The sequence below is a fragment of the Chloracidobacterium thermophilum B genome, assembly GCF_000226295.1.
GTDB classification, from domain to species: Bacteria; Acidobacteriota; Blastocatellia; order Chloracidobacteriales; family Chloracidobacteriaceae; genus Chloracidobacterium; species Chloracidobacterium thermophilum.
The window spans coordinates 320,997-343,212 of sequence record NC_016024.1; the positions used below are offsets into that span (position 1 = coordinate 320,997).

Below are 22,216 nucleotides of genomic sequence, written 5' to 3' on the forward strand. Positions count from 1 at the left end.
AAGTACACTGCCATGAGTGAAACCATTGCCATGATACCCCCGCCGCCGCCCAGTGATCCGTTGATTGGACGAACGATTGCCGGGCGTTTCCGGGTCATCAGCAAGCTCGGCGAAGGCGGGATGGGGGCGGTGTACAAGGCGGAGCAGCTCAAGGTCAATCGCCTGTGCGCCATCAAAATTCTCAGTGCTTCCTTTGCTGCCGACCCCGACGCCCTGGCCCGCTTCAACCGCGAGGCGCAGATGTCGAGCGCTTTGAATCATCCCCACGCCGTGACGATTTACGACTATGGGGACGACAACGGCCTGCATTACCTCGCCATGGAGTTTGTCGAAGGCGAAACGTTGTCGTCCGTGCTGCGGCGGGAGGGGCCGCTGCCACTGGCGCGAACCCTGGCGATTGCCCGGCAGGCCTGTGCCGCCCTGGATGCTGCCCACCGCATGAATATCGTGCACCGCGACCTCAAGCCGGACAACATCATGCTGTCCTGCCGCGACGATGGCGATTGGGTGAAAATACTCGACTTTGGGATTGCCAAAATGGCCGGCGACGCCCCGCAGCGCGGGCAGGATTTGACTCAGGCCGGATTTGTGGTAGGGACGCCACTCTACATGTCGCCGGAGCAGTTGGCCGGCGAGCGGCTCGATCCCCGGTCAGACATCTACAGCCTGGCCATCATCATTTACCAGATGTTGACGGGGCAGTTGCCCTTTGCCGGCGACAACATGCAGTCCGTCATGGTCAAGCGGCTGACGGAAGACCCGCTGCCGGTGTGGAAGGTCAACCCCCGCGTGGCGATTCCTCCCGGTGTCGAGGCGGCCCTGATGCGCGCCCTGCAGCGCCACCGTGACCGCCGGACACCCACCGTGCGGGATTTCATCGGCGAGCTGGAAGCCGGATGTGCTGCGCCCGGTGTGGCTGCCCCTGGAGCAACGCAGGCGCAGCCGGCCGCCGGGAGTACATCACCTTTCGCGCCGGGCACCTCTCCCTTTCCGGGTGAGGAAGCCTATCAAACGACCCCAAGTGCTGCTCCGCCGGCTGCCACGCCGTCTCCCAAGTGGGGGGCTACGGAACGCGCGGCTCCGTTGCCAACCGTGGCAGCCGGTCCGCCGCCGGTTGGGGGATCAGTCAGGCAACCGGATGCGGCCGCCGGGCAGGTACCACCGCCGCCGTACCCGGCCGCTCCGCACGCCTACCCTCCGCCGGGGTATCCGCCGGCGCAGGCCGGTTTTCCTTCTGCGGCGCCAGCAGCCAAATCAGGCGGTGGGGTCGGCATGATTCTGGCGGTAGTGGCCTTTGTCGGGGTGCTTCTTCTGGGGGGTGGGGTGCTGGGGGCCTATTTCTTTCTGTGGCCCCGCGATAATGGGCAACAGACGCGGGACGACACGCCGCCCCGACGGAATGGGTCAGCCCAGGAGCCGCCCAAGCCGTCTCCTGTTGAGGCGTCTGGTAGTGGTGCGCCGTCCAATGCAGCCAAGGAAGCCTTTGCCAGTGGGGTGCAGGCACTTGCCCAGAAAGACTATGCCACGGCCGAACGTCATTTCCGCACGGCGCTCGACGCCTCTCCCGGATTCGGGAAAGCGCATCTCAACCTTGGCATTGCTCTGTATCATCAGCGGAAGTTCGACGCGGCACTCGACCACCTCGCCCAGGCGGCGCGTCTGTGTGATGACGAAGCCTGCAAGAACTTCGCCTGGAACTACCGTGGGCGCCTGCACTGGGAGCAACGCGAGTACACGCTGGCCGAAGATGATTTCCGGCAGGCCATTGCCCACGATGCCACCGATCTGTCGTCGCTGGCGTTTCGCGGCTTTATGCTGCGGCTGGACGGGCGGACGGCCGCAGCCAACGAACTGTTTGACCAGGTGCTGGCGCGCAGTCAGGACGAAAACCTGAAGTCGGTCGTCCGGCGGTGCAAAGGCGCGGCGCTGCCGCCGGCGACCGCTTCCGATGCCGGGATTGGCCCAGGTCAGTAGCGGTTTCAACGCGCCACAGCCCCATGACGCCCACCATCATCATTCTGGATGATGAAAGTTCGGTTGCCTTCACCGTCGCCCACGCCATTGCGGCTCTGGGGTGGAATCCGGTGGTATGTCCGCTGTCGCTGACGGATGCCACCTGGCTAAATGAACTGGCGCCGACGCATATCGTCCTCGTCACCGGCCAGGCTCCGGCGGTATCCCAACCAGTCATAGACATGCTCGTGGCCGCACGGCTGGGGCGCACACCCTTGCTTGGAATTGGCCAGGGGGGGTTGTCCCTGGGAGTGGCGCTGGGGCTTTCGGTGCCACCGGAGCGCCCGGTGAGTCCGGGACTGGTCGAGGTCTGCCACGATGGTTGTCTGGCGTTTGGCAATCTCAAATACCGCTTTCGCGCCTGGGTGCCCCGTCTTCCGCGTCTGGGGTCAGAGAACCTGCCGGAGGCGCTGGAGATGACAGCCGCGACGCCAACCGGCACGCTGCTTGGCTTCCGTCACCGAACGCACCCCTGTGAAGGGGTTTTGTTTCACCCGGAGTCAAGCGGTACGCCGGATGGACTCCAGTGGTTTGCCAATGTGTTTGGCGTCCGCTCGTGATGCCGGTCAGCGGCGGCCCGCGCCGCAGCCAGCAGGTGCGCCATCGTCCGGCTGGCATAGCCGGTGAGGGCAAAGTCTGTGCCGACCGGCTCGATGGTGCCATCCGTCAGGTTCAGGGTTTCTTCGAGCGTGGTCGCACCCTGCCCTCCGATGGCATTCAGTCCGCCGCCGCCAATGATGCGCGGCGCAAGAAAGCAGGTGACTTTGTCAACCAGGCGGGCATCCACAAAGGCTCCGGCCAGCGTGCTGCCACCTTCGACAAGCAGGCTGGCAATACCCTCGGCGAAAAGCCGATTCAGCGCCGCCGGCAGGTGTGGACGGCCATGCTCATCGGCTTCCACGTAAAAAACACGGACGCCGTGCTGTTCGAGCCGGGACAGGTCTTCCAGCCGCTGTGGGGAAGCAACAGTGACCAGCCAGGTTGGACATACCTGGGCCGTCTGGACGACATGCGCCGTCACGGGAAGGCGTACCCGCGCTGAATCAAACACGACCCGGACGAGCGGGCGGTGGCGGTACTGTCCGGTACGGTCCGTAAGCTGCGGGTTGTCGGCCAGAACCGTACCCGTGCCGACCGCAATGGCATCGTAGCCATGCCGTAGCGCCTGCCCGGCCGCGCGTGCTGCGGCACCTGTAATCCACTGGGAAGCGCCGGTGTGGGTGGCGATGCGGCCATCGAGACTCGTGGCCAGTTTGAGATGTACGAACGGGCGCTGTTCGAGCTGATTGATGAGGAAGACTTCATTGAGCCGGGTGCCTTCCACGGGAAGCACGTCCGTCAGCACTTCGATGCCGGCTGCGCACAGCCGGGCAAAGCCGCGTCCGTTGACCTGTGGGTTGGGGTCACGGATGCTGGCTACGACGCGCTTGATCCCGGCCGCAATGATGGCTTCGGTGCAGGGTGGGGTGCGTCCGTAGTGAGAGCAGGGTTCGAGATTGACATACAAGGTTGCACCCTGAGCCAAAGAGCCGGCTTCACGCAGCGCCCAGACCTCGGCGTGGGTGGGTTCCGGTTCATGATAAAAACCGCGTCCCACAATGACCCCGTCGCGGACGACGAGGGAGCCAACCAGCGGGCGGGGGCTGACCCGCCCCCGTCCCTGCTCGGCAAGGCGTAAAGTTTCACGCATCAGGGCTTCATGCTGTGTCATACCGGTTCTGTCACGTCCGGCGTTGAGCCACGTCATGGGTCTTATGGAAGCACAAAGCGGACAGGGGATGCACGACACTACAGCTTGTGCTGTGGTGGTATCGGTCGGCCGGGGGTCGGCATTCACTGTCGCCGAACCATCTCCAGACACAAAGTGTGGTATAGTGCGTGCCAGAAACGGCATCGTCCGGTCTCCTGACGGCAAAGCTGGCACCCAAGTACATTCTGAGGTGAATCATTCGGTTCGTTTTCCTTTCTTGCTTTCGTTGGGTCTCTGCCTTGCTCCCGGAGAAAGGCGCAGTTGCACAGAGAACACTGGGAAGGATTACGTATGTCGCAGTCACTGCCGCCGTCCAACGAGCCTCTGACGGACTTGCTGGTGACGCTCTCTCCGTTCACTCTCCTTCAGAGCTTGTCCCACGAGTTGCGTGCCCCACTTGCGGCAATTTTGGGCTGGACGGAGTGGTTCGCCGAGGGAATCACCGATGCGCAGCAACAACAGGAAGGCATCCGGCATATCCGGTCGGCGGCGGGAAAAATGCTGCAACTTCTCGATGACTACAGTGAACTGGCCCGGTTTGGGGAAGCCGAGGGGCTGGCACCGGCCTCTACGGACTTGCTGGAGACACTGCACCGTATCGGCCATGGCCTGGAGTTGGTGGCCCAGCCGCGACAGCAATCACTCGTGATTGAGGCGGAAGAGCAGGCTCCCGCTGTGACGGTCTCCCCGGCCGTGCGGCAGGCCCTGTGGCTGGTCCTGCGGTATGCCCTTCAGGTGTTGCCGGAAGCGGCCGTGGTGAGAGTGCACTTCAATGCGGCTGGTCAGTTGAGGGTGGAAAGTGCCCAGACGCCGGATGCAAACACCAAGATGGGGGGACTGAAACTGGCACGGCTTCTCATCGCACGTGAAGGAGGAGCGCTGGCCATCGAGCCACGTGATGCCGGGATGAGCATCCTGATTCAACTGCCTGCTCCGGGCCTGACCACTGTGCCGACCCCAACGACGTTGACCAGTCCAGTTGGCGGCGTGGATAAAGGCTCAGCACCGGCCACGAAGGCCAAAAAGGTACTTGTCATAGATGATGATGAAAACCTGCTGAAGCTGCTGGGGGCCGTTGTCAGCGCTGCCGGATATTGCCCCTACCTGGCGACGAGCGGGGTGCGCGGCCTCGAAACGGCCCGGGCCACGAAGCCGGATGTCGTGCTGCTCGATATTGGCATGCCGGGCATGGATGGCTTTGCCACATTCAACATACTGCGTGCCGAGCCGGAGTTGGCCAGATCGAAAATCGTGGCGCTGACGGCCTACACGGGCGCGGCCGAACGGGAACGGATTGCGCTCCACGGCTTTGATGGCTTCATTCCCAAGCCATTCCGGCGCGAGCAGTTGATCCAGGTGCTTTCAGAACTGTCAATCTGAACAAGGGGAACAGCGCATGTCCAGGACACGTCCAATGGTGCTTGAGGCTGCCGAGTTGGAAAAACAGCTCGGTGATTTGCCGGCCTGGCAGTGTCAGTCCGGTCGTCTGGTGCGGACACTGACCTTTCGCAACTTTGCGGATGCCTTGGATTTCGTCAACCGGGTCGGAAAACTGGCTGAAGAAGCCAATCACCACCCGGATATCCTGCTGCACAACTGGAACCAGGTCACGCTGACGCTCTGGACGCACGACGCGGGCGGGCTGACCCTGCTGGATGTGAACCTGGCCCACAAAATTGATGCCGTTGCCAGCTAGGGCGCGAATAGCCCAGGGCCCACGAGTAGTGTAGTGGCTGCCGCTTACCCAGGTGAGGGCTGGCGCACGCTGTGTATCAGGCGTTCAGCCGCAGCCAGACCACTGAGAAACGCCGCCTCGACCCGCCCGCCAATCAGATAGTCGCCACAGAGATCAAGGTTGAAGTCCGCGACGGCCGTTGCCACATCCGGGTTGGGCAGGCATACCGCCGGGTTGGCATAGCGCCACTGTTTGATGTTCACCCACCGGAGCGTCGGCAGGTCAATCTGGAAGTACTCACTCAGTGCGCTTGCCAGAACCTGGATGACCATTCCTTCCGGCTGGTCAAGCAGGCTGTGGCTTGCGTCCGGGCCAAACTGGGCGATGACAATACTGTTTCCGTCAGGCACCCGGTACGGCGCCAGCCGGTCGAGCCAGGCCAGCCAGCCAATGGGAGCCTCCCTGGATGTGGCTCGCAGCGCGCCCACGCCGGGGTAGGCCGTACTGGGTGGCGCACCCCAGACTACGGTGACACAAGGGTGATACGTCACCGCTTCAAGGGCTGTTTGCAAGGTGGTGAAAGGGGCTGGAAGAGGCTGGCTGCGCGCCAGAAGCTGGGCGGCCTGTGGTGCTGGAAGCGCCAGGATGACCCAGTCGGCCGAGCGGATGCCACCCAGGGTCGTGTTGTCTCCACGGGTGTGAATGCTCCAGCGGCGCAGCGTCGCGTCCCAGGCGATGGCTTCGACAAAGCATTCCCGGACGACCCGCGACTCGCCTATCCGCGCCACAATGGCCTTGGCCAGAGTGGTCATCCCGGAGCGAAACACATAGCGGTGTGGAAAACCGGGAATGGCACTGACTTCGGGCTGACTGGCGTCCGCCAGAGCCGCGGCCAGGTCGTGAAAGGGGTAACTCACGACCGGGGCCGCCAGAGGTGCCATGGCTTCAGTGACGCCGACTTCGTGCAGAAAATCGGCAAAGGCAGTCGTCTTGACCGTGAAGTACTGTGCTCCGTGGTCGAAAGAGGTGTCCTCGTGGCGACGGGTGGCCATGCGTCCACCCAGCGCGCGGCTTTTCTCCAAAACTTCACAGTTGAAGCCATGCCGCGTCAGAGTGTAAGCCGCTGTAAGTCCAGCCAGGCCCGCGCCAATGATGGTGACGTCCATGACGATTCAGAAGACCGGACGCGCAGTGTCGCGCGTCCGTTTGTTCAGGAAGCCAGTCCCTGGTTTGACGCCTAGCTCGGCGGCGTGCCGCCGTGCCACTGGAGATTGCGCCCGTAAGCATCCATGATCATCTGCGCGGCACGAAAACCGGACAGCGTGGCCCCTTCCATACTCGGTGTGTACCCGTGGTGGGTAAAGTCGCCGCAGAGAAAGAAATTCTCAATGGGCGTTTTCTGGGACGGGCGGCGGCTTTCCGCGCCCGGTTCACAACGATACAGCGCCTGGGGAATCCGCACCACGGTGCTTTTGACGAGATTCGCCTGGGCGACTTCCGGGAAGAGTTCGGTGAGGTCGTCGAGGCACAGGCGGACGATTTCACCATCGTCGAGGTGGAAGAGGTCCTTGGCCGGGGCGACGATCATTTCAATCAGACACACATCATCGGCATAGCCTGGACTCGTGACCGACAGGTTGACGACGAGCGACATCACCGTTCCGATGGCGAATACGGCGTTGTCGAGGGCAATCACCTGGCGGTCAAAGCGAAGCTGGACGGTGATGACCGGGATTTCTTCAACCTGCCAGAGCCGCGAAAAGAAGGGATAACTCCAGGCCTGACCCGGCAGGACCTCCCGCAGCGCGTGCAGTTCCATGGCCGAGACATAGACATCAGCCGTGAGGTATTCACCGTTGGTCAGTTCCAGCCCCAGCGCACGGGGAGCGTCGTTTGAGAAGTCAATCCGCGCCAGCCGGGTATTCGTACGAATGCGGGCTCCACGTTTTTCGAGATAGGCCTGGATAGGTTGAAAGAGCCGCTGGCAGGGGTCGCCATCGAGAAAGCCGATGCGCGTGGCGTTGAACCCCTGGGCAATTGAGGCCATCTGGAAAATGATGACCCGCGCCGAAACTTCATCGGGACGCAGGAAACTGACCGTCCGTGACAGCGGATCGAAAAACCGTCCGATGGCTTCCCGGTTGACGCCCAGGTTGGCTGCCCAGTCGCTGAAGTTTTTGACATCCTGGTTTTCGATGAAGTTCTTGTCGCCAGTAAAGGCCGGTAGCAGACCCGTCAGCAGCTTGAGTTTGTCGCCGAAGCCGAGCAGGTCGCTGCCAATCATCGAACGCAGAATTTCGACGGGTCCGGCCGAGGGCGAAAAAGAGATGTTGGAGATTTTTCCGCCCTTGCTGGCATACACCAGTTGCTGCTTCTTCCACTTGATGCGGTCGGCAATGCCCACCCGCTCCATAAGGGCGATGAGGGATTTGTAGCTGCCCCGGATGACATGCGGGGCCGTTTCAACCCAGTCGCCGTCTTTGTCCAGCCAGGAGGAGACCCGTCCACCCAGCACCGGACGCTTCTCCAGCACTTCCACTTCGTAGCCGTTATCGGCCAATTCAACGGCACACGCCAGTCCTGCCAGGCCAGCGCCAATGACAATGACTTTCATAAGGCAAACAATCCAGTGACAGCAGTCCTGTCTGGCACGCCAGGGGGCATGGCCCTGCCCTGCCAGGACTGCGCTCAACGATACGCGCAATGCAGCCCGCTAAGCTAGTGATTTTCGCCGGCCGCGAATGCGAGCTTCTGAACGCTTCGAGTTGCGCCCGTTGACCTGTCGGCGCGGGCAAGGTAAACACATACCCGGTGCCAGGATTCCCCTGCCTACAAACTCTCTGTTGCAACGCTCCAACTTCTTTCCATGTCTGAACAAAAACTGCCGACGCGCGCCGAGGACTTCAATGAGTGGTACAACCAGTTGGTCCTCCGCGCCGAGCTTGCGGATTACGCCCCGGTGCGCGGTTGCATGATCGTCCGGCCCTACGGCTGGGCGCTGTGGGAAAACATTCAGGCGGCGCTCGACCGCCGCTTCAAGGCCACGGGCCACCTCAACGCTGCTTTTCCCCTGCTCATTCCAAAGAGCTTTCTGGAACGCGAAGCCTCGCACGTCGAAGGGTTCTCGCCCGAACTGGCCGTGGTCACGATTGGCGGTAACAAAGAACTCGAAGAACCGCTTGTGGTGCGCCCAACGTCGGAGACGGTCATCGGGCACGCCTATGCCAGGTGGATTCAGTCCTACCGCGACCTGCCGGTGCTTATCAACCAGTGGTGCAGCGTCGTCCGGTGGGAACTGCGGACGAAACTCTTTCTGCGCACGCTGGAATTTTTCTGGCAGGAAGGGCACACGGCGCACGCCACCTTCGAGGAAGCCGAAGCCGAAACCCGCCAGATGCTCGATGTCTATACCGATTTTGCCGTCAACGAGGCGGCGCTGCCGGTCATTCCCGGTATCAAGTCCGAGTCGGAGCGTTTTGCCGGCGCCGACCGTACCTACTCGATTGAAGCCATGATGGGCGACGGCAAGGCGCTCCAGGCCGGTACTTCCCACAACCTGGGGCAGAATTTTGCCAGGGCGTTTGACATCCAGTTTCTTGACCGCGACGGTGAACGGAAATACTGCTGGACAACGTCGTGGGGGATGTCCACGCGGATCGTGGGCGCGATCATCATGGTGCACGGCGACGACCAGGGCCTGGTTCTGCCGCCCCGCCTGGCGCCGATTCAGGTGGTCGTTGTTCCGATTCACAAAAACGAGGACGAACGTGCGCTGGTGATGGAATCCGCCACGGGCCTGTATCAGGAAATGGTCAAGGTGGGCATTCGGGTCAAACTCGATACGCGGGAAGGGTTGACACCCGGCTTCAAGTTCAATGACTGGGAAATGCGCGGCGTTCCCCTGCGCATCGAGATCGGGCCGAAGGATGTGGAAAAGGGCGTCGTCGTGCTGGCGCGGCGGGATCGTCCAGGCAAGGAGGGCAAGTCGGTAGTGGGCCGTGAAGGTGCCATTGTCACCATTGCCTCCATGCTGGAGGACATCCAACTCGCCATGCTCGCCAAGGCCAGGGCCTTTCGGGATGCCCGCCTCCATGACGTGTCCGACTACAATGCTTTCAAGGAAGCCATCGAGACAGGTTTCGCACGGGTGTGGTGGGATGGCGATGCCGCACTCGAACGTCAGATCAAGGAAGAAACCAGAGCGACGCTCCGGTGCATTCCGCTCGACCAGCCTGACCAGGTGGGAACGTGCTTTATGACCGGGCGGCCGACCCGCACCCAGGCTATCTTTGCACGAGCTTACTAGGGGCGGTTTGAACCGTGGATCAGCTTCAGTCCGTCCGGGCGCTGCTGCCCGGCCGGCTGGCTTGGGTTGCCCGACCGGGCAAAATCAAGCAAGCTGAAACTCCCCATCGGTTTTCCGTAATCATTCGTGTTCAAGGACACCTGCCATGCCGTCTGATGAGCCTCTTTCGCCCCAACCCGAATCGGAAGCAGATTCTGCGCCGGATACGGACCGGGTATCCGGGGAAGCCTCCGGGGAAACTGCGCCGGGCCGAAACCCCACGGCGGCGTCCGGGGAGGCTGCTGCGGCCACGGCGACACCTGCCACTGTTGAGGCTGTAAATGGGACGCCTGACCGGAACCGGGAAGTGCGGTGCCGTTACTGTGGGCAGCGCAATCGCGTCCGCGCCGACTGGACGCCACGGGCCGGCGTCCGCTGCGGCCGCTGCCGGCTGCCGCTGGATGAGCAGACACATCGCAAGTTTCCGGGACTGTCACCGCGCGAGTATATCCACCCGCTCGACTCCCAGGCGCTGGAGACCCTGCAGCTCATTCCGGGCATTGATCCGCTGCTCAAAAAGGCGCTCGAAATCACGGGCGAAACCTACCTGCGGGTGATGTTTACGGCCAACGGCGTCAAGGTTTCGGAAAAACAGTGTCCTGACCTGCATGCCAAACTGGAAGTCGCCTGCCAGACCCTTGGCATCCGGGAGTTGCCGGAGCTGTATCTCAGTGTGACGAATCCCCTGGGTGGCGGCGGGCTGGGCTTCAATGCCTTCACGAGCGGCGTCGAGCGTCCCTTCATCGTGTTGTTTACGCCGCTCATCGAACGGCTCGATGACATCGAGGTGCTGGCCGTCATTGCCCACGAACTGGGACACATCCACTGTCACCACCTGCTCTACAAGGTCGCTGCCGAACTGCTGTTTCAACTTGGCAGCTATGCGCTGTCCCGCGCGCCGCTGCCGCCGGGAGTTTCTGATCTGCTGACCTGGCCCGTGCGCAGTGCCCTGCTGACCTGGTATCAGAAGGCTGAGTTGAGCTGCGACCGCGCCGCCCAGCTCGTCGTTCAGGAGCCGCACGTACTGACCAAACTCATGATGAAGCTGGCCGGGGGGACGCTGACCTCGCGGCTCAATCACGAGGAATTCATTGCCCAGGCCCGCGCCTTCGACCAGCGCAATGAGAGCAACTTCGTTGACCGTTTCTGGACGTGGCAGATTGCCAGTGGGCGCACGCATCCCTTCCCCATCTGGCGGGTGTCAGAAATTCTCAAGTGGACAGAGAGCGAAGATGGCTACAAAAAACTGATGAAGCCCGCCGCGCTCGCCACCCTATCCTGACCGATTCAGCCGGTTTGAGCCGGCACGCAACGCATGAAGGCACTTTCGGCTTCCACTCCGCACGAACCCCGGCCGGACTTTCACGAATGGAAAACCGGCACGATCATTGTCGAACGGACAGGCATCCGGCGTCCGTTGTTTGCCCTGCGGCAGGCTGATCAGGTTCTGGCGCATCTGGTGTGGCAGCGCCGGCGCGCCGGACGGTACGTGGCGCAGGCCGACGGCCTGACGCTCGATGTGAGTGTCGCGCGCATGGGCTATGAACTCACCGTTCGGGATGACACCCAGGGGTTGTCCCGGTTGCGGATCAACCGCCGGCGCAACCCACATCGCGCCCGGATGACCATCGAGTTGCCGGCCGGCCGGTTTTTCGTACGGCTGCGCCGCGACAAACGCCAACCGGGGGATTTTGCGCTCCACGTACGCCGGGAGTTCTACAAGCACGATCTGCTCGAAGTGCAGTTCGAGCGGGCGCAACTCAACACGCACCACGCTTCGCTGTCACGCCGTCTGCTGACCATCCAGGTGCATCCCGTCATGCGCTGGGAGGCCGTTCACTTCCATCATCTGGTCGCCTTGCTGGTGGGGTGCATCGTGTTCGTCGGCGGACACGATCAGTTCCGCTTCGACCCACGGGTGAATCCGTACATGGTCAAGCGGCGCGGATGAACATCCTGCACGTGAGTTCGGGTGACGGCTTTGGCGGCGGGGAGCGGCACGTGCTGGAACTCGTCCTCGCCCTGGCTGCCCGTGGACATCGGCTGCACGTGGCCACCCCGGCCGACGGGGCTCTGGCCCGAAGGTTGCGCGAAGCCGCCGGCGCGCAGCCATCCGTTGTGCTGCATCCGCTCCGTGTGCGTCATGCGCTTGATCCGGGGGCGATGTGGTCGCTGGTGCGCCTGGTGCGCGCACATCGCATAGACATTCTGCATGCCCACTATGCGCGCGACTATCCGGTAGCCGCCGGTGTCGTCCACTGGCAACGCCAGTGGGGAAACCACCGCCCGGCCCTGTTTCTGACCCGTCACCACTATGCGCCGTTGAACGGGCATCGGCTGTATGCCTGGTGGTTGAGTGTGGCGGAACGGTTCATTGCCGTATCGGGCTATGTGCGTGACCAGCTCAAGGCATCGCTCGGATGGGATGACCGGCGGTTCGTGGTCATCCCGAACTGGGTGGAAGCCCATCGTTTTCGCCGCCCGACAGTCTTTGACCGGGCAGGCTGCCGCCAGCGGTTCGGCCTGCCCCGGGACGGGTTTATTGTCGGCTGTCTCAATCGGCTGGAGCCGGACAAGGGACAGGCGACGTTGCTCTTTGCCCTGGAACTGGCCCGTCGCCGGATACCACAGCTTCATCTGGTGCTGGCCGGAAACGCCGATGCTGCTTATCTTGCCCGCTTGCAGCAGCAGGCCCGGACGGCCGGTTTGACGGCTCAGGTGAGCTTTCCGGGCTTTGTCGAAGATGTGCCGGCCCTGCTTTTCGCCTGCGATGTCGTGGCCATTCCCTCCCGGAATGAGGCGTTTTCGCTGGGCGTCCTTGAAGCCTGGGCCGCCGGTGTGCCGGTGGTCGTCTCCGACGTGGGTGGGTTGGCGGAGTTGGTCGTCCACGAAGAAAATGGCTTGCGGGTGGACGTGCGGGATGTGAAGGGATGGGCGGCTGCCCTGTGTCGGCTGGCCTGTGATACAGTGCTGTGTCAGCAGTTGGTCAGGGCAGGGCAGCAGGCCGTCGGGCGCTACACGCTCAGCCACGCTGTGGTGGCGCTGGAACAGCTCTATCTGGCCCGGGCCACAAAATTCTGATTCAACAAATCGCGGTTTCTGCAACGGGATGAGCATTTCGCTCGTCTGAGGTGTCAGTTGTCCAGGTTCAGGTCAGGAACACGCCCATGAGAGCCAAGGGATACGTCAGAAACCAGGTCATCCGGCGCGGATTGGCACTGCTTGCCCTGCTGGGGATGGTGACCGGGCCCTTCCCGGCTGCGTTGGCCCAGTCGGGCCGACAGGTTACACGTCCACGGGTTGTCTCTCCGCGCCCACCGGCAGAGCCTTCACCAGCTCCCGAAGGAGAAGACACCGCGCCTCCGACTTCCCGCCCGCGCCCCAGCCTGGGGCGGCGCGGTGAGGATGCCCCACGCCCGTCCGTGCCGTCCCCGTCCGCGCGGCCGCCGGCTGCTGACGTTGACGACGACATCATCACCATTCAGGCAACGCTGGTCACGATTCCGGTTATCGTCAGTGACGACTACAACCGCTACCTGCCGTTTCTGCGGAAAAACCAATTCTCCCTGCTGGAAGACAACGTACCCCAGGAAATCACCTTTTTTGCGTCCGAACAGGTGCCTTTTCACGTCGCCCTGGTGCTCGATGTCAGCCGCAGCGCCTACCTGAGCATTAACGACATGTGCAGTGCGGCCAATGCCTTCATTGACTACATCCGCCCGGATGACAAGGTCAGCGTCTTCACCTTCTCGGACAAGATTCGGCAGCTCTGTCCCTTCACCAGCAACCAGATGACGCTCCGGCAGGCCGTGGCGAGTGCCAGGATTGAAGGCGGTACCCGGCTCTATGACGCGGCCCAGCAAATTCTGGAGGGCTATCTGGCGCCCATCGAAGGCCGCAAGGCCATGATTCTGCTGACTGATGGTGAGGATACGACGAGCCGGCACTACAAGCCGCGGGATGTTCTCGACCGTGTGGCTGAATCCGATGTGCTGGTCTATACGGTGCAGTATCCCGCGGCGGACCCAAATCTGGTCCAGCCTTCGATTCAGTTTCCGTTCCCATTCCCATTTCCTCTGCCGGGGCGCCGTCCACGTCGCGGCCCGTTCTTCCCGCTGGACGATCCACCACAGGGAGGCGGCAGCAGCCGGCAGGAACCGTCGGTGATGGGGATTGAGGAGACCTTCCTGCGGGACATCGCCACAATTTCCGGTGGGACGCACAATCTGTTCACCGATGTTGGTGCGGCGCGGACGATTTTCCGAAGCATTGCCGAGGAATTACGTCACGTCTATGTCCTGGGCTACTACCCGACACGCGGACTCGACCAGCCGGGGTATCGCCGGGTACGGGTGCGCGTCAATCTCCCTGAAGCCAGAGTGCGAGCGCGTCCTGGCTATGTCGTCACCGAGCAGATGGCCCAGCGCAACCGGACGCCTGTTCCCACCAATGCCCGTGACTGATGCGTAACCCCCGGCTCGTCATTCTCGATTACGGCGTCGGCAACCTGCGCAACCTGGAGCGCGCCTTTGCCCACCTGGGCATTGCGGCCCGGATTTCGTCTGACCCGGAAGTGGTTTACCAGGCAACGCACCTGGTGCTGCCCGGTGTGGGGGCTTTCGGCGCGGCCATGGATGAACTCCGGTCGTGGGGACTCGAACCGGTCGTCCGGTCGGTGTCCCGGTCGGGTGTCCCACTGCTTGGCGTCTGTGTGGGCTTCCAGATGCTCTTTGAGACCGGGCATGAGTTTGGCCGCCACGCCGGATTGGGATTGCTTGAAGGCGAGGTGCTGCGCTTTCCAGCCGAAGTCCGGCCCGTGCCCCACGTCGGATGGAATCAGGTCATCCAGACTCAGGCGCATCCCCTGTGGAAAGACATTCCCGACGGTGCCTTTTTCTACTTCGTGCATTCGTACTACGCCGCGCCACGGGTTTCCGGGCAGGTTCTGGGTGCTACTGACTACGGTCTGCGCTACGCCAGCGTTGTCGCGTATGACAACATCATGGGCGTGCAGTTTCATCCTGAAAAGAGCCACCAGGTTGGCTTACGCCTGCTCCACAACTTCGCCAGCCTGTAGTCGCACCGCGTGGCCTGCCACGCCTGCCTTGCGGCCTGTCTTGTGCGCACCGGCGAAGTGGAAAGCAGGACAAAAGGGCTGGAGAAGTTGGCGTGGCTACGTTGATTCGCGTGCAAGGCGTTGCCAGAGAAAATCAGCCAGCGGCAGGTCATCCGGGTGGGTGATTTTCAGGTTCCAGCGCGGTCCGGGCACGATCCGTACCGGCACGCCCAACCGTTCAACCAGCATGGCGTCATCGGTTGCTGTCACCTGTTCGGCTGCGGCGCGCGCGTGGGCGTCCCGGAGCAGTCCGGTCTCAAAGGCCTGCGGCGTCTGCACCGCATAGAGGGTTGAACGGGGAGGGGTTTCGTAGGCCAACCCGTCCTGTACCAGCTTGATGGTGTCCGTGGCCGGGTGCCCGACCACAGCCGCGCGGTCGGCCCGGGCAGCAGCTATTGTGGCGGTGATGAGTTCTGTCGTGGCAAAGGGCCGTACAGCATCGTGGACTACGACCACTGAGGTTCCGTCGGGGACGGCCGCCAGCGCCAGCCGTACTGATTCCTGCCGCTCGGCTCCACCGGCAACAGCCGTGATGGGTTTTTCAACGGGGAAGGTTTCCAGCAGGGCGGCAAACACCGGCCGCGCCGTCGGCGGCAACGCCACGACGATGTGGCTTACATCCGGGCAGGCCGCCAACCGGCGCAGCGTGTGAATGATGATGGGACGACCGGCAAGTTCGAGAAACTGTTTCGGGCGGTCAGCGCCAAACCGGACGCCAAGCCCGCCGGCCGGAACAATGGCAACAGCCGTCATGCCCGGGCTTCAAGGATCATCGGCATGCCGTACTTCGGACGCAGGGTGATGAGCGGCTCCGGCACGACGCGCGCTTCAGGGGCCAGGCGTAGGCGCCACTTCTGCGCCAGAGTGGCCAGAATGAGTACGCCTTCCATCCAGGCGAACCCTTCGCCAATACAGGCGCGCGGGCCGCCACCGAAAGGAAAGTAACTGAACTTCGGACGTTTTTCCTTTTCTTCCGGCGTCCAGCGTTCGGGGATGAAACGCTCCGGTGCCGGGTAGAAATCTGAGCGGCGCTGGACAACATACGGACTCATGAGAATCAGCGCGCGCGCCGGCAGGCGGTAGTTGCCCAGCGAAAAGGCTTCGAGGGCGCGCCGTCCGAAGACCCAGGCAGGCGGATACAGCCGCATGCTTTCGGCAAAGACCATTTCCGTGTACTTGAGCTTGCCATAATCGGCGGCCGTGGGCAGGCGTCCACCTAAAACGGCATCCACTTCAGCGTGCAGGCGGGCTTCGACTTCGGGATGCTGCGACAGCAGATACCACGTCCAGGTGAGGGCATTGGCCGTGGTTTCGTGGCCGGCAAGGAAGATCGTCATCGCTTCATCGCGGAGCTGTTCATCGGTCATCCCCGTGCCGTCGCCTTCTTCGTCCTGGGCGATGAGCAGCATCGAAAGCAGGTCTCCCCGGTCTTCGCTGGTGCGGCGGCGTTCCCTGATGATGCGATAGACGGTTTCATCCAGCCGCGCCTGCGCTGCACGGAAGCGATGGTTGAAGGGCAACGGGAGTTTTTCGATCAGCTCGAAGAAGGGCAGCGTCATGACGGCGGAAAACAGTTCAATGACGGTCGTCAGTGCCGCTCCAATCTCATCGGATTCATTCTTGACTTCAGCATCAAACAGCGTTTTGGCGACCACCCGCAGCGTCAGCCGCATCATTTCCTTGGCCATGTCGTGTTGTTCGCCGGGCTGCCATTCATCGCGCATTTCGGCCGCATACTGGGCCATGATGCGCGCATAGAGCGCAATGCGCTCCCGGTGAAAGGCCGGCTGCGACAGCCGGCGCTGCCGTTTGTGAAACTCACCTTCGCTGGTGAGCAGACCGTTGCCCAGAAACTTGCGCGCCCGTTGCAGGCCGCGCCCCTTGATGAAGTTTTTGTGGTTGGTAACAAGAATGTCCCGGATGTAGTCGGGGTTGCTCACCATGAACACCCGCTCGCTCCCCAGGCGGAACTGCACGATGTCACCATAGCGGCGATACAGGCCTTGGAAGAACCGGAGGGCGTCCGTCCGAAAGCGGTAGATGTTGGCACCTGGCAGGGTCCGCGCGGCGCGTGGCGCTTCGAGTTGGGCAATCATGGCAACGTTGTTCCCGGCGGATGAAGTCTCTGTCAAGCCACAGGCGTCTGGACGGCATTTGCCGTCGCATGCCCGGCAGCGGCGAAATTGTATGTCCGGTCAAGCCATGACGCAATCGGGAAATTTGAGTTTGGATTCAGTTTTTACCGGCCGGATTGTTTACCGGGTTGCACGTGTTTCCCACTGTCTGCCCGTCCGGCGTACGATGAGTTGCGCCAGCTCGATGCCGCTGGCGTCATTTGGCGGCCGGAAGTGGATGCGCCGGGTCTTTCCGACGATGGTGTAGGTGGCCCTCCCTTGGGCGCGCAGGCGGGCATGCAGGTGCGTCACTTCCGACCAAGGTAGCGTCACCTGCTGCCAGATGCCCTGATATTCAATGTGGGATGGGGTGATAGTGAGGTTGATCCGCGCCATGCTCCACGCCAGCAGCAGGGCCAGGATGCCGAGCGGCATCAGCAGTACGGCGGCCACCAGGCTGCCAAGCCACAGCGGGAGCAGGAGCAACAACAGTCCAAGCCCATACACCGGGAAGCGCCAGGGGGAAGGCAGCGGGAATTCACAGGTGCCGAGAACATAGGTCTCGCTCTGCGCATTGCCAATCCACTGCGCCGCCGGCCAATCGAAGGTGATGCGCAACCGTGGGCCGCCACATCCGAGTTCGATTTCATCGCCGCTGGTCAGGCTGGCCCGGGTAACGTCGTTGCCGTTGAGGCGCGTGCCGTTGGTGCTTTCCAGGTCTTCAAGCCAGATGGCGGTGCCATCAAAGGAAAGTCGGGCGTGGCGGCCGGAAGCTGCCGTGTCGTCGGGGGCCAGGCGTACCTCGCAGCGGTGCGAACGTCCGATGACGACCGGAAGGTGCCGGATGACCTGCTGCTTCCCAGCCAGTCCGCCACACAGATGGTGAACCGTCAGGGTGACGGATGTGGTTTCGGGGAAACGGACGGCGGCTTCATTCATTGTCGGCATCGTCGCCTGTGGGGGCGAAGGGAGCAGTAATGACGCTCCCATCGGCAGACTTGAGAATGATTTCAATCCGCTGCTCGGCCGCCAGAAGCCGGTCACGGCAGTGACGCGCCAGCATCATCCCCCGCTCAAAAAGATCGAGCGCCGCTTCCAGTGGAAGCTGTCCGTCCTCCATCTGCTGGACAATCTGCTCCAGTTCGGCCAGAGCCGCCTCGTAGGTGAGCGATTCGGGTGCTTTGGGAGTTGGCATCAGTCCTAGAGCGTGCGCAGGTAAGCGATGAGATCATCGAGTTGCTGGGCCGTGTACTTGCTACCAAAGGCCGGCATTCCGCCGCCGCCTTTCTGAATCTGGGCTTTGACGACGGCAACCGAAACCGGGCGATTGGTGGCCGGCATTTTCCTGCCTTTGAACAATCCCTGCAAGCCGGGCCCGATATTGGTCGTTTTGCTCGTTGCACTGTGGCAGGGGGCACAGGTTTCAGCAAACAACTGCCTGCCGGTGGCGGCGTTTCCGGTTGCTTTGCCTTTTTGCGCAACGGCCGCGGTCAGGCTGGTCGCCAGAGCGCCAAGCAGCGCGAGTGCCAGCAGGAGTGATTTGAGAGTGGTCATAATGTCTCCGGGGAGTAAAAAGCCCCTGCCGACACACACGTGGGCAGGGGCGGGAGTTGTGGCACAGGGTTAGCCCAAGTTGGACTGGTTGGACAGCCTATTTAACGACCGGCCCCTGAAGCAGCGGGTTCTTCTGGAGAACGAAACGCAGGAGTGCGGCATGCTGCGCCTCGGCCGCGCCGATACCGGCCAGCACCGGAATCAGTTCTTTGTCCGAGAATGACGTCAGGACCCCGATGTAGGCCCCAGCCGCCTGCTCTTCAAGCGTCAGGGCAAATTCGAGAATGTCCGTGGCTGACTCGATGTTCGGCACGGCTTTCGCAATGGCTTCATATTCCTTGGGGTTTTTCTTCGGCTCAACGGGCGTCCCGCCAAACTTCTTGATGACACTGATAAGGGAGTCCCGGTGCGCTTCGTGGTGGCTCATAAACAGCTTGGCCGCCGCCAGCGCCGGACCTTCGAGCAGTCCCGTACTGGCGCCGACGCCATAAGCGGCAATCGCCTGGTGTTCAAGGTTGAGCGCCACGTTGGCAATCTTCACGTCGCCGGCCCTGTCCGCGCCCAAGGCTACGGATGGCGTCAGAAGTGAGCTGCCAAGCATGGTGAAGGCGCTGGCCCCGATTCCGACCACGCCCGCTTTGAGCGCCGCCCGGCGGCCGCGTTGAATGAGTTCACCGACTTCCAGGTACTTGTTGGTCAGGTCGCGTTCTTTCATTGGAATCACATCCTCCGAAAATGTGAAAAAACTGCGTTACAACGATGTCGAACGGTGTGACGAAACCGCACGACGGCTTCTTGAGTGCGCGTATGCCGCACATGGCAGACATACGACCAGTGGTTTGGCCCGGATGAATGTTTTTTGGAAACACTCCCCGCGGCCACAGAGTTGCGGGAGGTTTATTGCATCGAACATCAGGATGCAAAGTTTTTGGGGCTTTCAAGCCAGGGAAGCCCCACGGGCGAACCCTCTGATGCCTGCCGGGGGTGCAGGATTGTGTTGTGAGGGATTACCATGGCGGCGCATGTCGGCTCTGGCTGCTGCCGTACGGACACGCCGCGCTGGATTGGCCATGGGGGGCTTTCCATGGGCGGCTACGGCCCATGGGCGGCTACGGCGCGGCGTCCCGGCGGAGGAAAGCCTCGGCGCGTGCCACAATTCCGGGGCCGGCTGTTTCCGGTGTCCCGGCCGTGAAGGGTGGCTGGGGCGCATATTCAATGAAAAGCTGCATGAGTTCGGCTGTTTCCTGCCCGCATTCGAGCGCAGCGAGTGTCAGAGCGGCGTCAATCCCGGCCGAAACACCGGCCGCCGTGAGAATGTTGCCCCGGCGGACAACACGCGCCTGGCTGGGTGTGATGCCAAACTGCCGCAACGTCTCGCGGGCTGACCAGTGGGTGGCCGCTTCGCCGCCGGTGAGAATCCCGGCGGCAGCCAGAATCAATGAGCCGGTACACACGCTCAGCGTCCAGCGTGTGGTGGGATACAGGCAGCGCAACCACGCCAGGGTGTCCGGGTTGCGCATTTGTGCCGGTGCATTTCCGCCCGGAACCACGAGGATGTCCGCCCGTGTGACTTCGTCACAGCTTAGGTCCGCCTGGAGACGCAGAAAGGTTGAGTCAACGGTGACGGGTCCCCGTTGCCGGGCGACAAACTGCACGACCGCACCCGGCAGCCCACGCAAAATCTCGTAGGGGCCAATGGCATCGAGAGCCGTCATGCCGGGATAGAGATAGACGACAATGGTACGGGTGGATTCCATGGAGTGAAGGGCGGTGTGCCAACCGGAGGTTTGACAGAGAATAAAGGCAGACCATAGCATCGGACGGCTTTCCCGAACATCATCACACGCCCTTCCGTTGGAACATGTCCCTTTTTGTCCGTCTGTTCCGTACGAAATCCGTGGCGCGCATCCAGGCGGATGCGGCGTCCGGCCTGAGTGATCACGAAACCGGCAGCACCCTGGCCAAAGAACTCACCACCTTTGATTTGACGGCCTTGGGCATTGCGGCCGTCATTGGCGCTGGGATTTTTTCGACTGTCGGCAATGCGGCTTACAACGGCGGCCCGGCCGTATCGCTGCTGTTCATCTTCACGGCCGTTGCCTGTGGTTTTGCCGCCCTGTGCTATGCCGAGTTTGCCTCGATGATTCCGGTGGCCGGGTCGGCCTACACCTATGCCTACGCCAGTTTTGGGGAACTCGTCGCTTGGATCATCGGCTGGGACCTGATTCTGGAATACGCCATCGGCAACATTGCCGTGGCCATTTCCTGGAGCGAGTATTTTTCCAACCTGCTGGCCGGGTGGGGCTATCCCATCCCATCCTACTTCCGCATGGATTTTCTCACCGCCAGACGTGGCTTTGCGGCAGTCAACGAACTGCTCGGCCAGGGACAAAGCCTCGAAGTCATCCGGGGGATGGATGGCATGGCGTCCCAGGTTACGGCCTATGAAGCCTGGCTCAATGCGCCGCGTCTGGGGGAGCTGCCCATCGTCTGCAATCTTCCGGCGCTCGCCATCGTGACGCTGATTACGGCGCTGGTGTACGTCGGCATCCGCGAGTCCAAGCAGGTGTCCAATGCAATGGTGGTCTTCAAGGTCGCTGTCGTGGTGTTTGTGATCGTCGTGGGGGCCTTCTACATCAAACCGGAAAACTGGACACCCTTTGCGCCCAACGGCTTGGCCGGGGTGCTCAACGGCGTGGCGGCCGTGTTTTTCGCCTACATCGGCTTTGACGCCATTTCGACAACGGCCGAAGAATGCCGCAATGCCCAGCGTGACCTGCCACGCGGGATCATCTACTCGCTGCTCATCTGCACGCTGCTTTACGTTCTGGTCTCCCTTGTGCTGACCGGCATGGTGCCCTACACCAAGCTCCAGGTGGCCGACCCGATGGCGTTTGTCTTCGGCAGAGAAGGGGCGAACCTGCTTATTGTCGAGCGTATCGTTGCCATCAGCGCCGTTGTGGCCACAACCACCGTGCTGCTCGTCTTTCAGATTGGTCAGCCGCGCATCTGGATGGCGATGGCGCGGGACGGTCTGCTGCCCAAGGTGTTTGCCCGGGTTCACCCACGGTTCAAAACGCCGGGGTTTGCCACCATTGTGACCGGGTTTCTGGTGGCGATTCCCTCGTTGTTTATGAACCTGACCGAAGTCACTGACCTCACCAGCATTGGGACGCTCTTTGCCTTCGTGCTCGTGTGTGGCGGGGTGCTCATCCTGGAGCAGACCGCGCCTTCCGCAGAACGGAAGTTTCGCGTGCCCTACATCAACGCCAAGTACATTGTGCCGGCCGGAGTCTTGGCGGCCGGGCTGGTCTTTGCCCTGTATCCGCCGGCAACCGCCGTGGCGCGCGATTTTCTGACCGTCACACCGGCCGCCGGGGAAAGCTGGCTGGGAGCCGTTTCGCACAAGGTACCCTTCCTGGTCTTTGCCGTGGGAACGCTAGCGTTGGCCGGGCTGTGCTTTCTCAAGAATCTTTCCCTGATTCCCGTCCTGGGGTTGCTGCTGTGCGGTTATCTGATGACGGAGCTGGGAATCGTCAACTGGCTGCGGTTTCTGGGATGGCTGGCGGTTGGTCTCGTCATTTATTTCGGCTATGGCTTCCGGCACAGCCGTCTTGAAATGGAAGCCGGGGAGCAGGTTTCCGGCTGA

At 62.1% G+C, this 22,216-nt stretch carries 21 protein-coding genes; 11 read left to right on the top strand and 10 right to left on the bottom strand.

Translation table 11 applies throughout. The features are described 5' to 3' along the window. The first annotated feature begins 12 nt into the window (after nt 1-12). Entirely contained in the window at nt 13-1,974 is a 1,962-nt protein-coding gene (locus CABTHER_RS01300; RefSeq protein WP_014098768.1) for a protein kinase domain-containing protein, read from the top strand. Nucleotides 1,975-1,997: 23 nt separating this feature from the next. Next, entirely contained in the window at nt 1,998-2,573 is a 576-nt protein-coding gene (locus CABTHER_RS15235) for an anthranilate synthase component II (protein WP_049787441.1), read from the top strand. On the opposite strand, the gene ribD is transcribed toward CABTHER_RS15235, so the two are convergent. Then, complete coding sequence (ribD, locus tag CABTHER_RS01310; RefSeq protein ID WP_081464628.1) at nt 2,504-3,724, bottom strand: bifunctional diaminohydroxyphosphoribosylaminopyrimidine deaminase/5-amino-6-(5-phosphoribosylamino)uracil reductase RibD; 1,221 nt, start codon at nt 3,722-3,724, stop codon at nt 2,504-2,506. The genes CABTHER_RS15235 and ribD overlap by 70 nt on opposite strands. A 330-nt stretch (nt 3,725-4,054) precedes the next feature. On the opposite strand from ribD, the gene CABTHER_RS01315 reads away from it, so the two are divergent. Beyond that, the gene (locus CABTHER_RS01315) at nt 4,055-5,143 is read left to right on the top strand and encodes a hybrid sensor histidine kinase/response regulator (protein WP_014098770.1); all 1,089 of its coding nucleotides are present in this window, start codon (nt 4,055-4,057) and stop codon (nt 5,141-5,143) included. A 16-nt stretch (nt 5,144-5,159) separates the two neighbouring features. Further along, nucleotides 5,160-5,459 carry a 4a-hydroxytetrahydrobiopterin dehydratase gene (locus tag CABTHER_RS01320; RefSeq protein WP_148263885.1) on the top strand — a complete coding sequence of 100 codons (300 nt, stop codon included), beginning with the start codon at nt 5,160-5,162 and terminating at the stop codon, nt 5,457-5,459. 44 nt (nt 5,460-5,503) lie between these two features. On the opposite strand, the gene CABTHER_RS01325 is transcribed toward CABTHER_RS01320, so the two are convergent. Both CABTHER_RS01325 and CABTHER_RS01330 read right to left on the bottom strand, forming a co-directional pair. Continuing rightward, complete coding sequence (locus CABTHER_RS01325) at nt 5,504-6,604, bottom strand: NAD(P)/FAD-dependent oxidoreductase (RefSeq protein WP_014098772.1); 1,101 nt, start codon at nt 6,602-6,604, stop codon at nt 5,504-5,506. A gap of 71 nt (nt 6,605-6,675) precedes the next feature. Continuing rightward, nucleotides 6,676-8,052, bottom strand: coding sequence for a hydroxysqualene dehydroxylase (locus CABTHER_RS01330; protein WP_014098773.1), 1,377 nt, complete (start codon nt 8,050-8,052; stop codon nt 6,676-6,678). 252 nt (nt 8,053-8,304) lie between these two features. Between CABTHER_RS01330 and proS the strand changes: the two genes are divergently transcribed. From proS to hisH, 6 genes are all read left to right on the top strand, one after another. Then, entirely contained in the window at nt 8,305-9,744 is a 1,440-nt protein-coding gene (gene proS, locus CABTHER_RS01335; RefSeq protein WP_014098774.1) for a proline--tRNA ligase, read from the top strand. 145 nt (nt 9,745-9,889) lie between these two features. Beyond that, nucleotides 9,890-11,065 (top strand): M48 family metallopeptidase, encoded by a 1,176-nt coding sequence (locus CABTHER_RS01340; protein ID WP_014098776.1) that lies wholly within the window; start codon nt 9,890-9,892, stop codon nt 11,063-11,065. 33 nt (nt 11,066-11,098) lie between these two features. Next, the gene (locus tag CABTHER_RS01345) at nt 11,099-11,734 is read left to right on the top strand and encodes a hypothetical protein (RefSeq protein ID WP_014098777.1); all 636 of its coding nucleotides are present in this window, start codon (nt 11,099-11,101) and stop codon (nt 11,732-11,734) included. Continuing rightward, on the top strand, nt 11,731-12,864 hold the full coding sequence (locus CABTHER_RS01350; RefSeq protein WP_014098778.1) for a glycosyltransferase family 4 protein: 1,134 nt from the start codon (nt 11,731-11,733) through the stop codon (nt 12,862-12,864). Before CABTHER_RS01345 ends, CABTHER_RS01350 begins: the two co-directional genes overlap by 4 nt. Nucleotides 12,865-12,950: 86 nt before the next feature. After that, nucleotides 12,951-14,246, top strand: a complete 1,296-nt coding sequence (locus CABTHER_RS01355; protein WP_014098779.1) for a VWA domain-containing protein — start codon at nt 12,951-12,953, stop codon at nt 14,244-14,246. Continuing rightward, a complete protein-coding gene (gene hisH / locus CABTHER_RS01360; protein ID WP_014098780.1) occupies nt 14,246-14,860 on the top strand; it encodes an imidazole glycerol phosphate synthase subunit HisH in 615 nt (204 codons plus the stop codon). The genes CABTHER_RS01355 and hisH overlap by 1 nt, the downstream gene beginning before the upstream one ends. 96 nt (nt 14,861-14,956) lie before the next feature. Here hisH and ispD read toward each other — a convergent pair whose 3' ends face one another. From ispD to CABTHER_RS01395, 7 genes are all read right to left on the bottom strand, one after another. Continuing rightward, entirely contained in the window at nt 14,957-15,652 is a 696-nt protein-coding gene (gene ispD, locus CABTHER_RS01365; RefSeq protein WP_014098781.1) for a 2-C-methyl-D-erythritol 4-phosphate cytidylyltransferase, read from the bottom strand. Next, the gene (locus CABTHER_RS01370) at nt 15,649-16,995 is read right to left on the bottom strand and encodes a cytochrome P450 (RefSeq protein WP_014098782.1); all 1,347 of its coding nucleotides are present in this window, start codon (nt 16,993-16,995) and stop codon (nt 15,649-15,651) included. The genes ispD and CABTHER_RS01370 overlap by 4 nt, the downstream gene beginning before the upstream one ends. Nucleotides 16,996-17,154: 159 nt before the next feature. Beyond that, nucleotides 17,155-17,961, bottom strand: coding sequence for an FHA domain-containing protein (locus CABTHER_RS15240; RefSeq protein ID WP_187288395.1), 807 nt, complete (start codon nt 17,959-17,961; stop codon nt 17,155-17,157). Beyond that, nucleotides 17,945-18,208 carry an exodeoxyribonuclease VII small subunit gene (gene xseB, locus CABTHER_RS01380; RefSeq protein WP_014098784.1) on the bottom strand — a complete coding sequence of 88 codons (264 nt, stop codon included), beginning with the start codon at nt 18,206-18,208 and terminating at the stop codon, nt 17,945-17,947. Before xseB ends, CABTHER_RS15240 begins: the two co-directional genes overlap by 17 nt. 5 nt (nt 18,209-18,213) lie before the next feature. Beyond that, the gene (locus tag CABTHER_RS01385; RefSeq protein ID WP_014098785.1) at nt 18,214-18,567 is read right to left on the bottom strand and encodes a c-type cytochrome; all 354 of its coding nucleotides are present in this window, start codon (nt 18,565-18,567) and stop codon (nt 18,214-18,216) included. A 97-nt stretch (nt 18,568-18,664) separates the two neighbouring features. Continuing rightward, the gene (locus CABTHER_RS01390; protein ID WP_014098786.1) at nt 18,665-19,282 is read right to left on the bottom strand and encodes a ferritin-like domain-containing protein; all 618 of its coding nucleotides are present in this window, start codon (nt 19,280-19,282) and stop codon (nt 18,665-18,667) included. A 394-nt stretch (nt 19,283-19,676) separates the two neighbouring features. Further along, nucleotides 19,677-20,324, bottom strand: a complete 648-nt coding sequence (locus tag CABTHER_RS01395) for a DJ-1/PfpI family protein (protein WP_014098787.1) — start codon at nt 20,322-20,324, stop codon at nt 19,677-19,679. A gap of 104 nt (nt 20,325-20,428) precedes the next feature. Here CABTHER_RS01395 and CABTHER_RS01400 point away from each other — a divergent pair, with 104 nt between their 5' ends. Beyond that, nucleotides 20,429-22,216 carry an amino acid permease gene (locus tag CABTHER_RS01400; RefSeq protein ID WP_014098788.1) on the top strand — a complete coding sequence of 596 codons (1,788 nt, stop codon included), beginning with the start codon at nt 20,429-20,431 and terminating at the stop codon, nt 22,214-22,216.

What these genes read in the sequence shown, in the direction of transcription:
- CABTHER_RS15235 (WP_049787441.1), top strand. Translation starts at nt 1,998, where the DNA reads ATGACGCCCACCATCATCATTCTGGATGATGAAAGTTCGGTTGCCTTC.
- CABTHER_RS15240 (WP_187288395.1), bottom strand. Translation starts at nt 17,961, where the DNA reads ATGCCGACAATGAATGAAGCCGCCGTCCGTTTCCCCGAAACCACATCC.
- CABTHER_RS01350 (WP_014098778.1), top strand. Translation starts at nt 11,731, where the DNA reads ATGAACATCCTGCACGTGAGTTCGGGTGACGGCTTTGGCGGCGGGGAG.
- CABTHER_RS01390 (WP_014098786.1), bottom strand. Translation starts at nt 19,282, where the DNA reads ATGAAAGAACGCGACCTGACCAACAAGTACCTGGAAGTCGGTGAACTC.
- CABTHER_RS01315 (WP_014098770.1), top strand. Translation starts at nt 4,055, where the DNA reads ATGTCGCAGTCACTGCCGCCGTCCAACGAGCCTCTGACGGACTTGCTG.
- CABTHER_RS01325 (WP_014098772.1), bottom strand. Translation starts at nt 6,604, where the DNA reads ATGGACGTCACCATCATTGGCGCGGGCCTGGCTGGACTTACAGCGGCT.
- CABTHER_RS01300 (WP_014098768.1), top strand. Translation starts at nt 13, where the DNA reads ATGAGTGAAACCATTGCCATGATACCCCCGCCGCCGCCCAGTGATCCG.
- ispD (WP_014098781.1), bottom strand. Translation starts at nt 15,652, where the DNA reads ATGACGGCTGTTGCCATTGTTCCGGCCGGCGGGCTTGGCGTCCGGTTT.
- ribD (WP_081464628.1), bottom strand. Translation starts at nt 3,724, where the DNA reads ATGACACAGCATGAAGCCCTGATGCGTGAAACTTTACGCCTTGCCGAG.
- proS (WP_014098774.1), top strand. Translation starts at nt 8,305, where the DNA reads ATGTCTGAACAAAAACTGCCGACGCGCGCCGAGGACTTCAATGAGTGG.
- CABTHER_RS01345 (WP_014098777.1), top strand. Translation starts at nt 11,099, where the DNA reads ATGAAGGCACTTTCGGCTTCCACTCCGCACGAACCCCGGCCGGACTTT.
- CABTHER_RS01400 (WP_014098788.1), top strand. Translation starts at nt 20,429, where the DNA reads ATGTCCCTTTTTGTCCGTCTGTTCCGTACGAAATCCGTGGCGCGCATC.
- CABTHER_RS01385 (WP_014098785.1), bottom strand. Translation starts at nt 18,567, where the DNA reads ATGACCACTCTCAAATCACTCCTGCTGGCACTCGCGCTGCTTGGCGCT.
- CABTHER_RS01340 (WP_014098776.1), top strand. Translation starts at nt 9,890, where the DNA reads ATGCCGTCTGATGAGCCTCTTTCGCCCCAACCCGAATCGGAAGCAGAT.
- CABTHER_RS01355 (WP_014098779.1), top strand. Translation starts at nt 12,951, where the DNA reads ATGAGAGCCAAGGGATACGTCAGAAACCAGGTCATCCGGCGCGGATTG.
- CABTHER_RS01395 (WP_014098787.1), bottom strand. Translation starts at nt 20,324, where the DNA reads ATGGAATCCACCCGTACCATTGTCGTCTATCTCTATCCCGGCATGACG.
- CABTHER_RS01330 (WP_014098773.1), bottom strand. Translation starts at nt 8,052, where the DNA reads ATGAAAGTCATTGTCATTGGCGCTGGCCTGGCAGGACTGGCGTGTGCC.
- xseB (WP_014098784.1), bottom strand. Translation starts at nt 18,208, where the DNA reads ATGCCAACTCCCAAAGCACCCGAATCGCTCACCTACGAGGCGGCTCTG.
- CABTHER_RS01370 (WP_014098782.1), bottom strand. Translation starts at nt 16,995, where the DNA reads ATGATTGCCCAACTCGAAGCGCCACGCGCCGCGCGGACCCTGCCAGGT.
- CABTHER_RS01320 (WP_148263885.1), top strand. Translation starts at nt 5,160, where the DNA reads ATGTCCAGGACACGTCCAATGGTGCTTGAGGCTGCCGAGTTGGAAAAA.
- hisH (WP_014098780.1), top strand. Translation starts at nt 14,246, where the DNA reads ATGCGTAACCCCCGGCTCGTCATTCTCGATTACGGCGTCGGCAACCTG.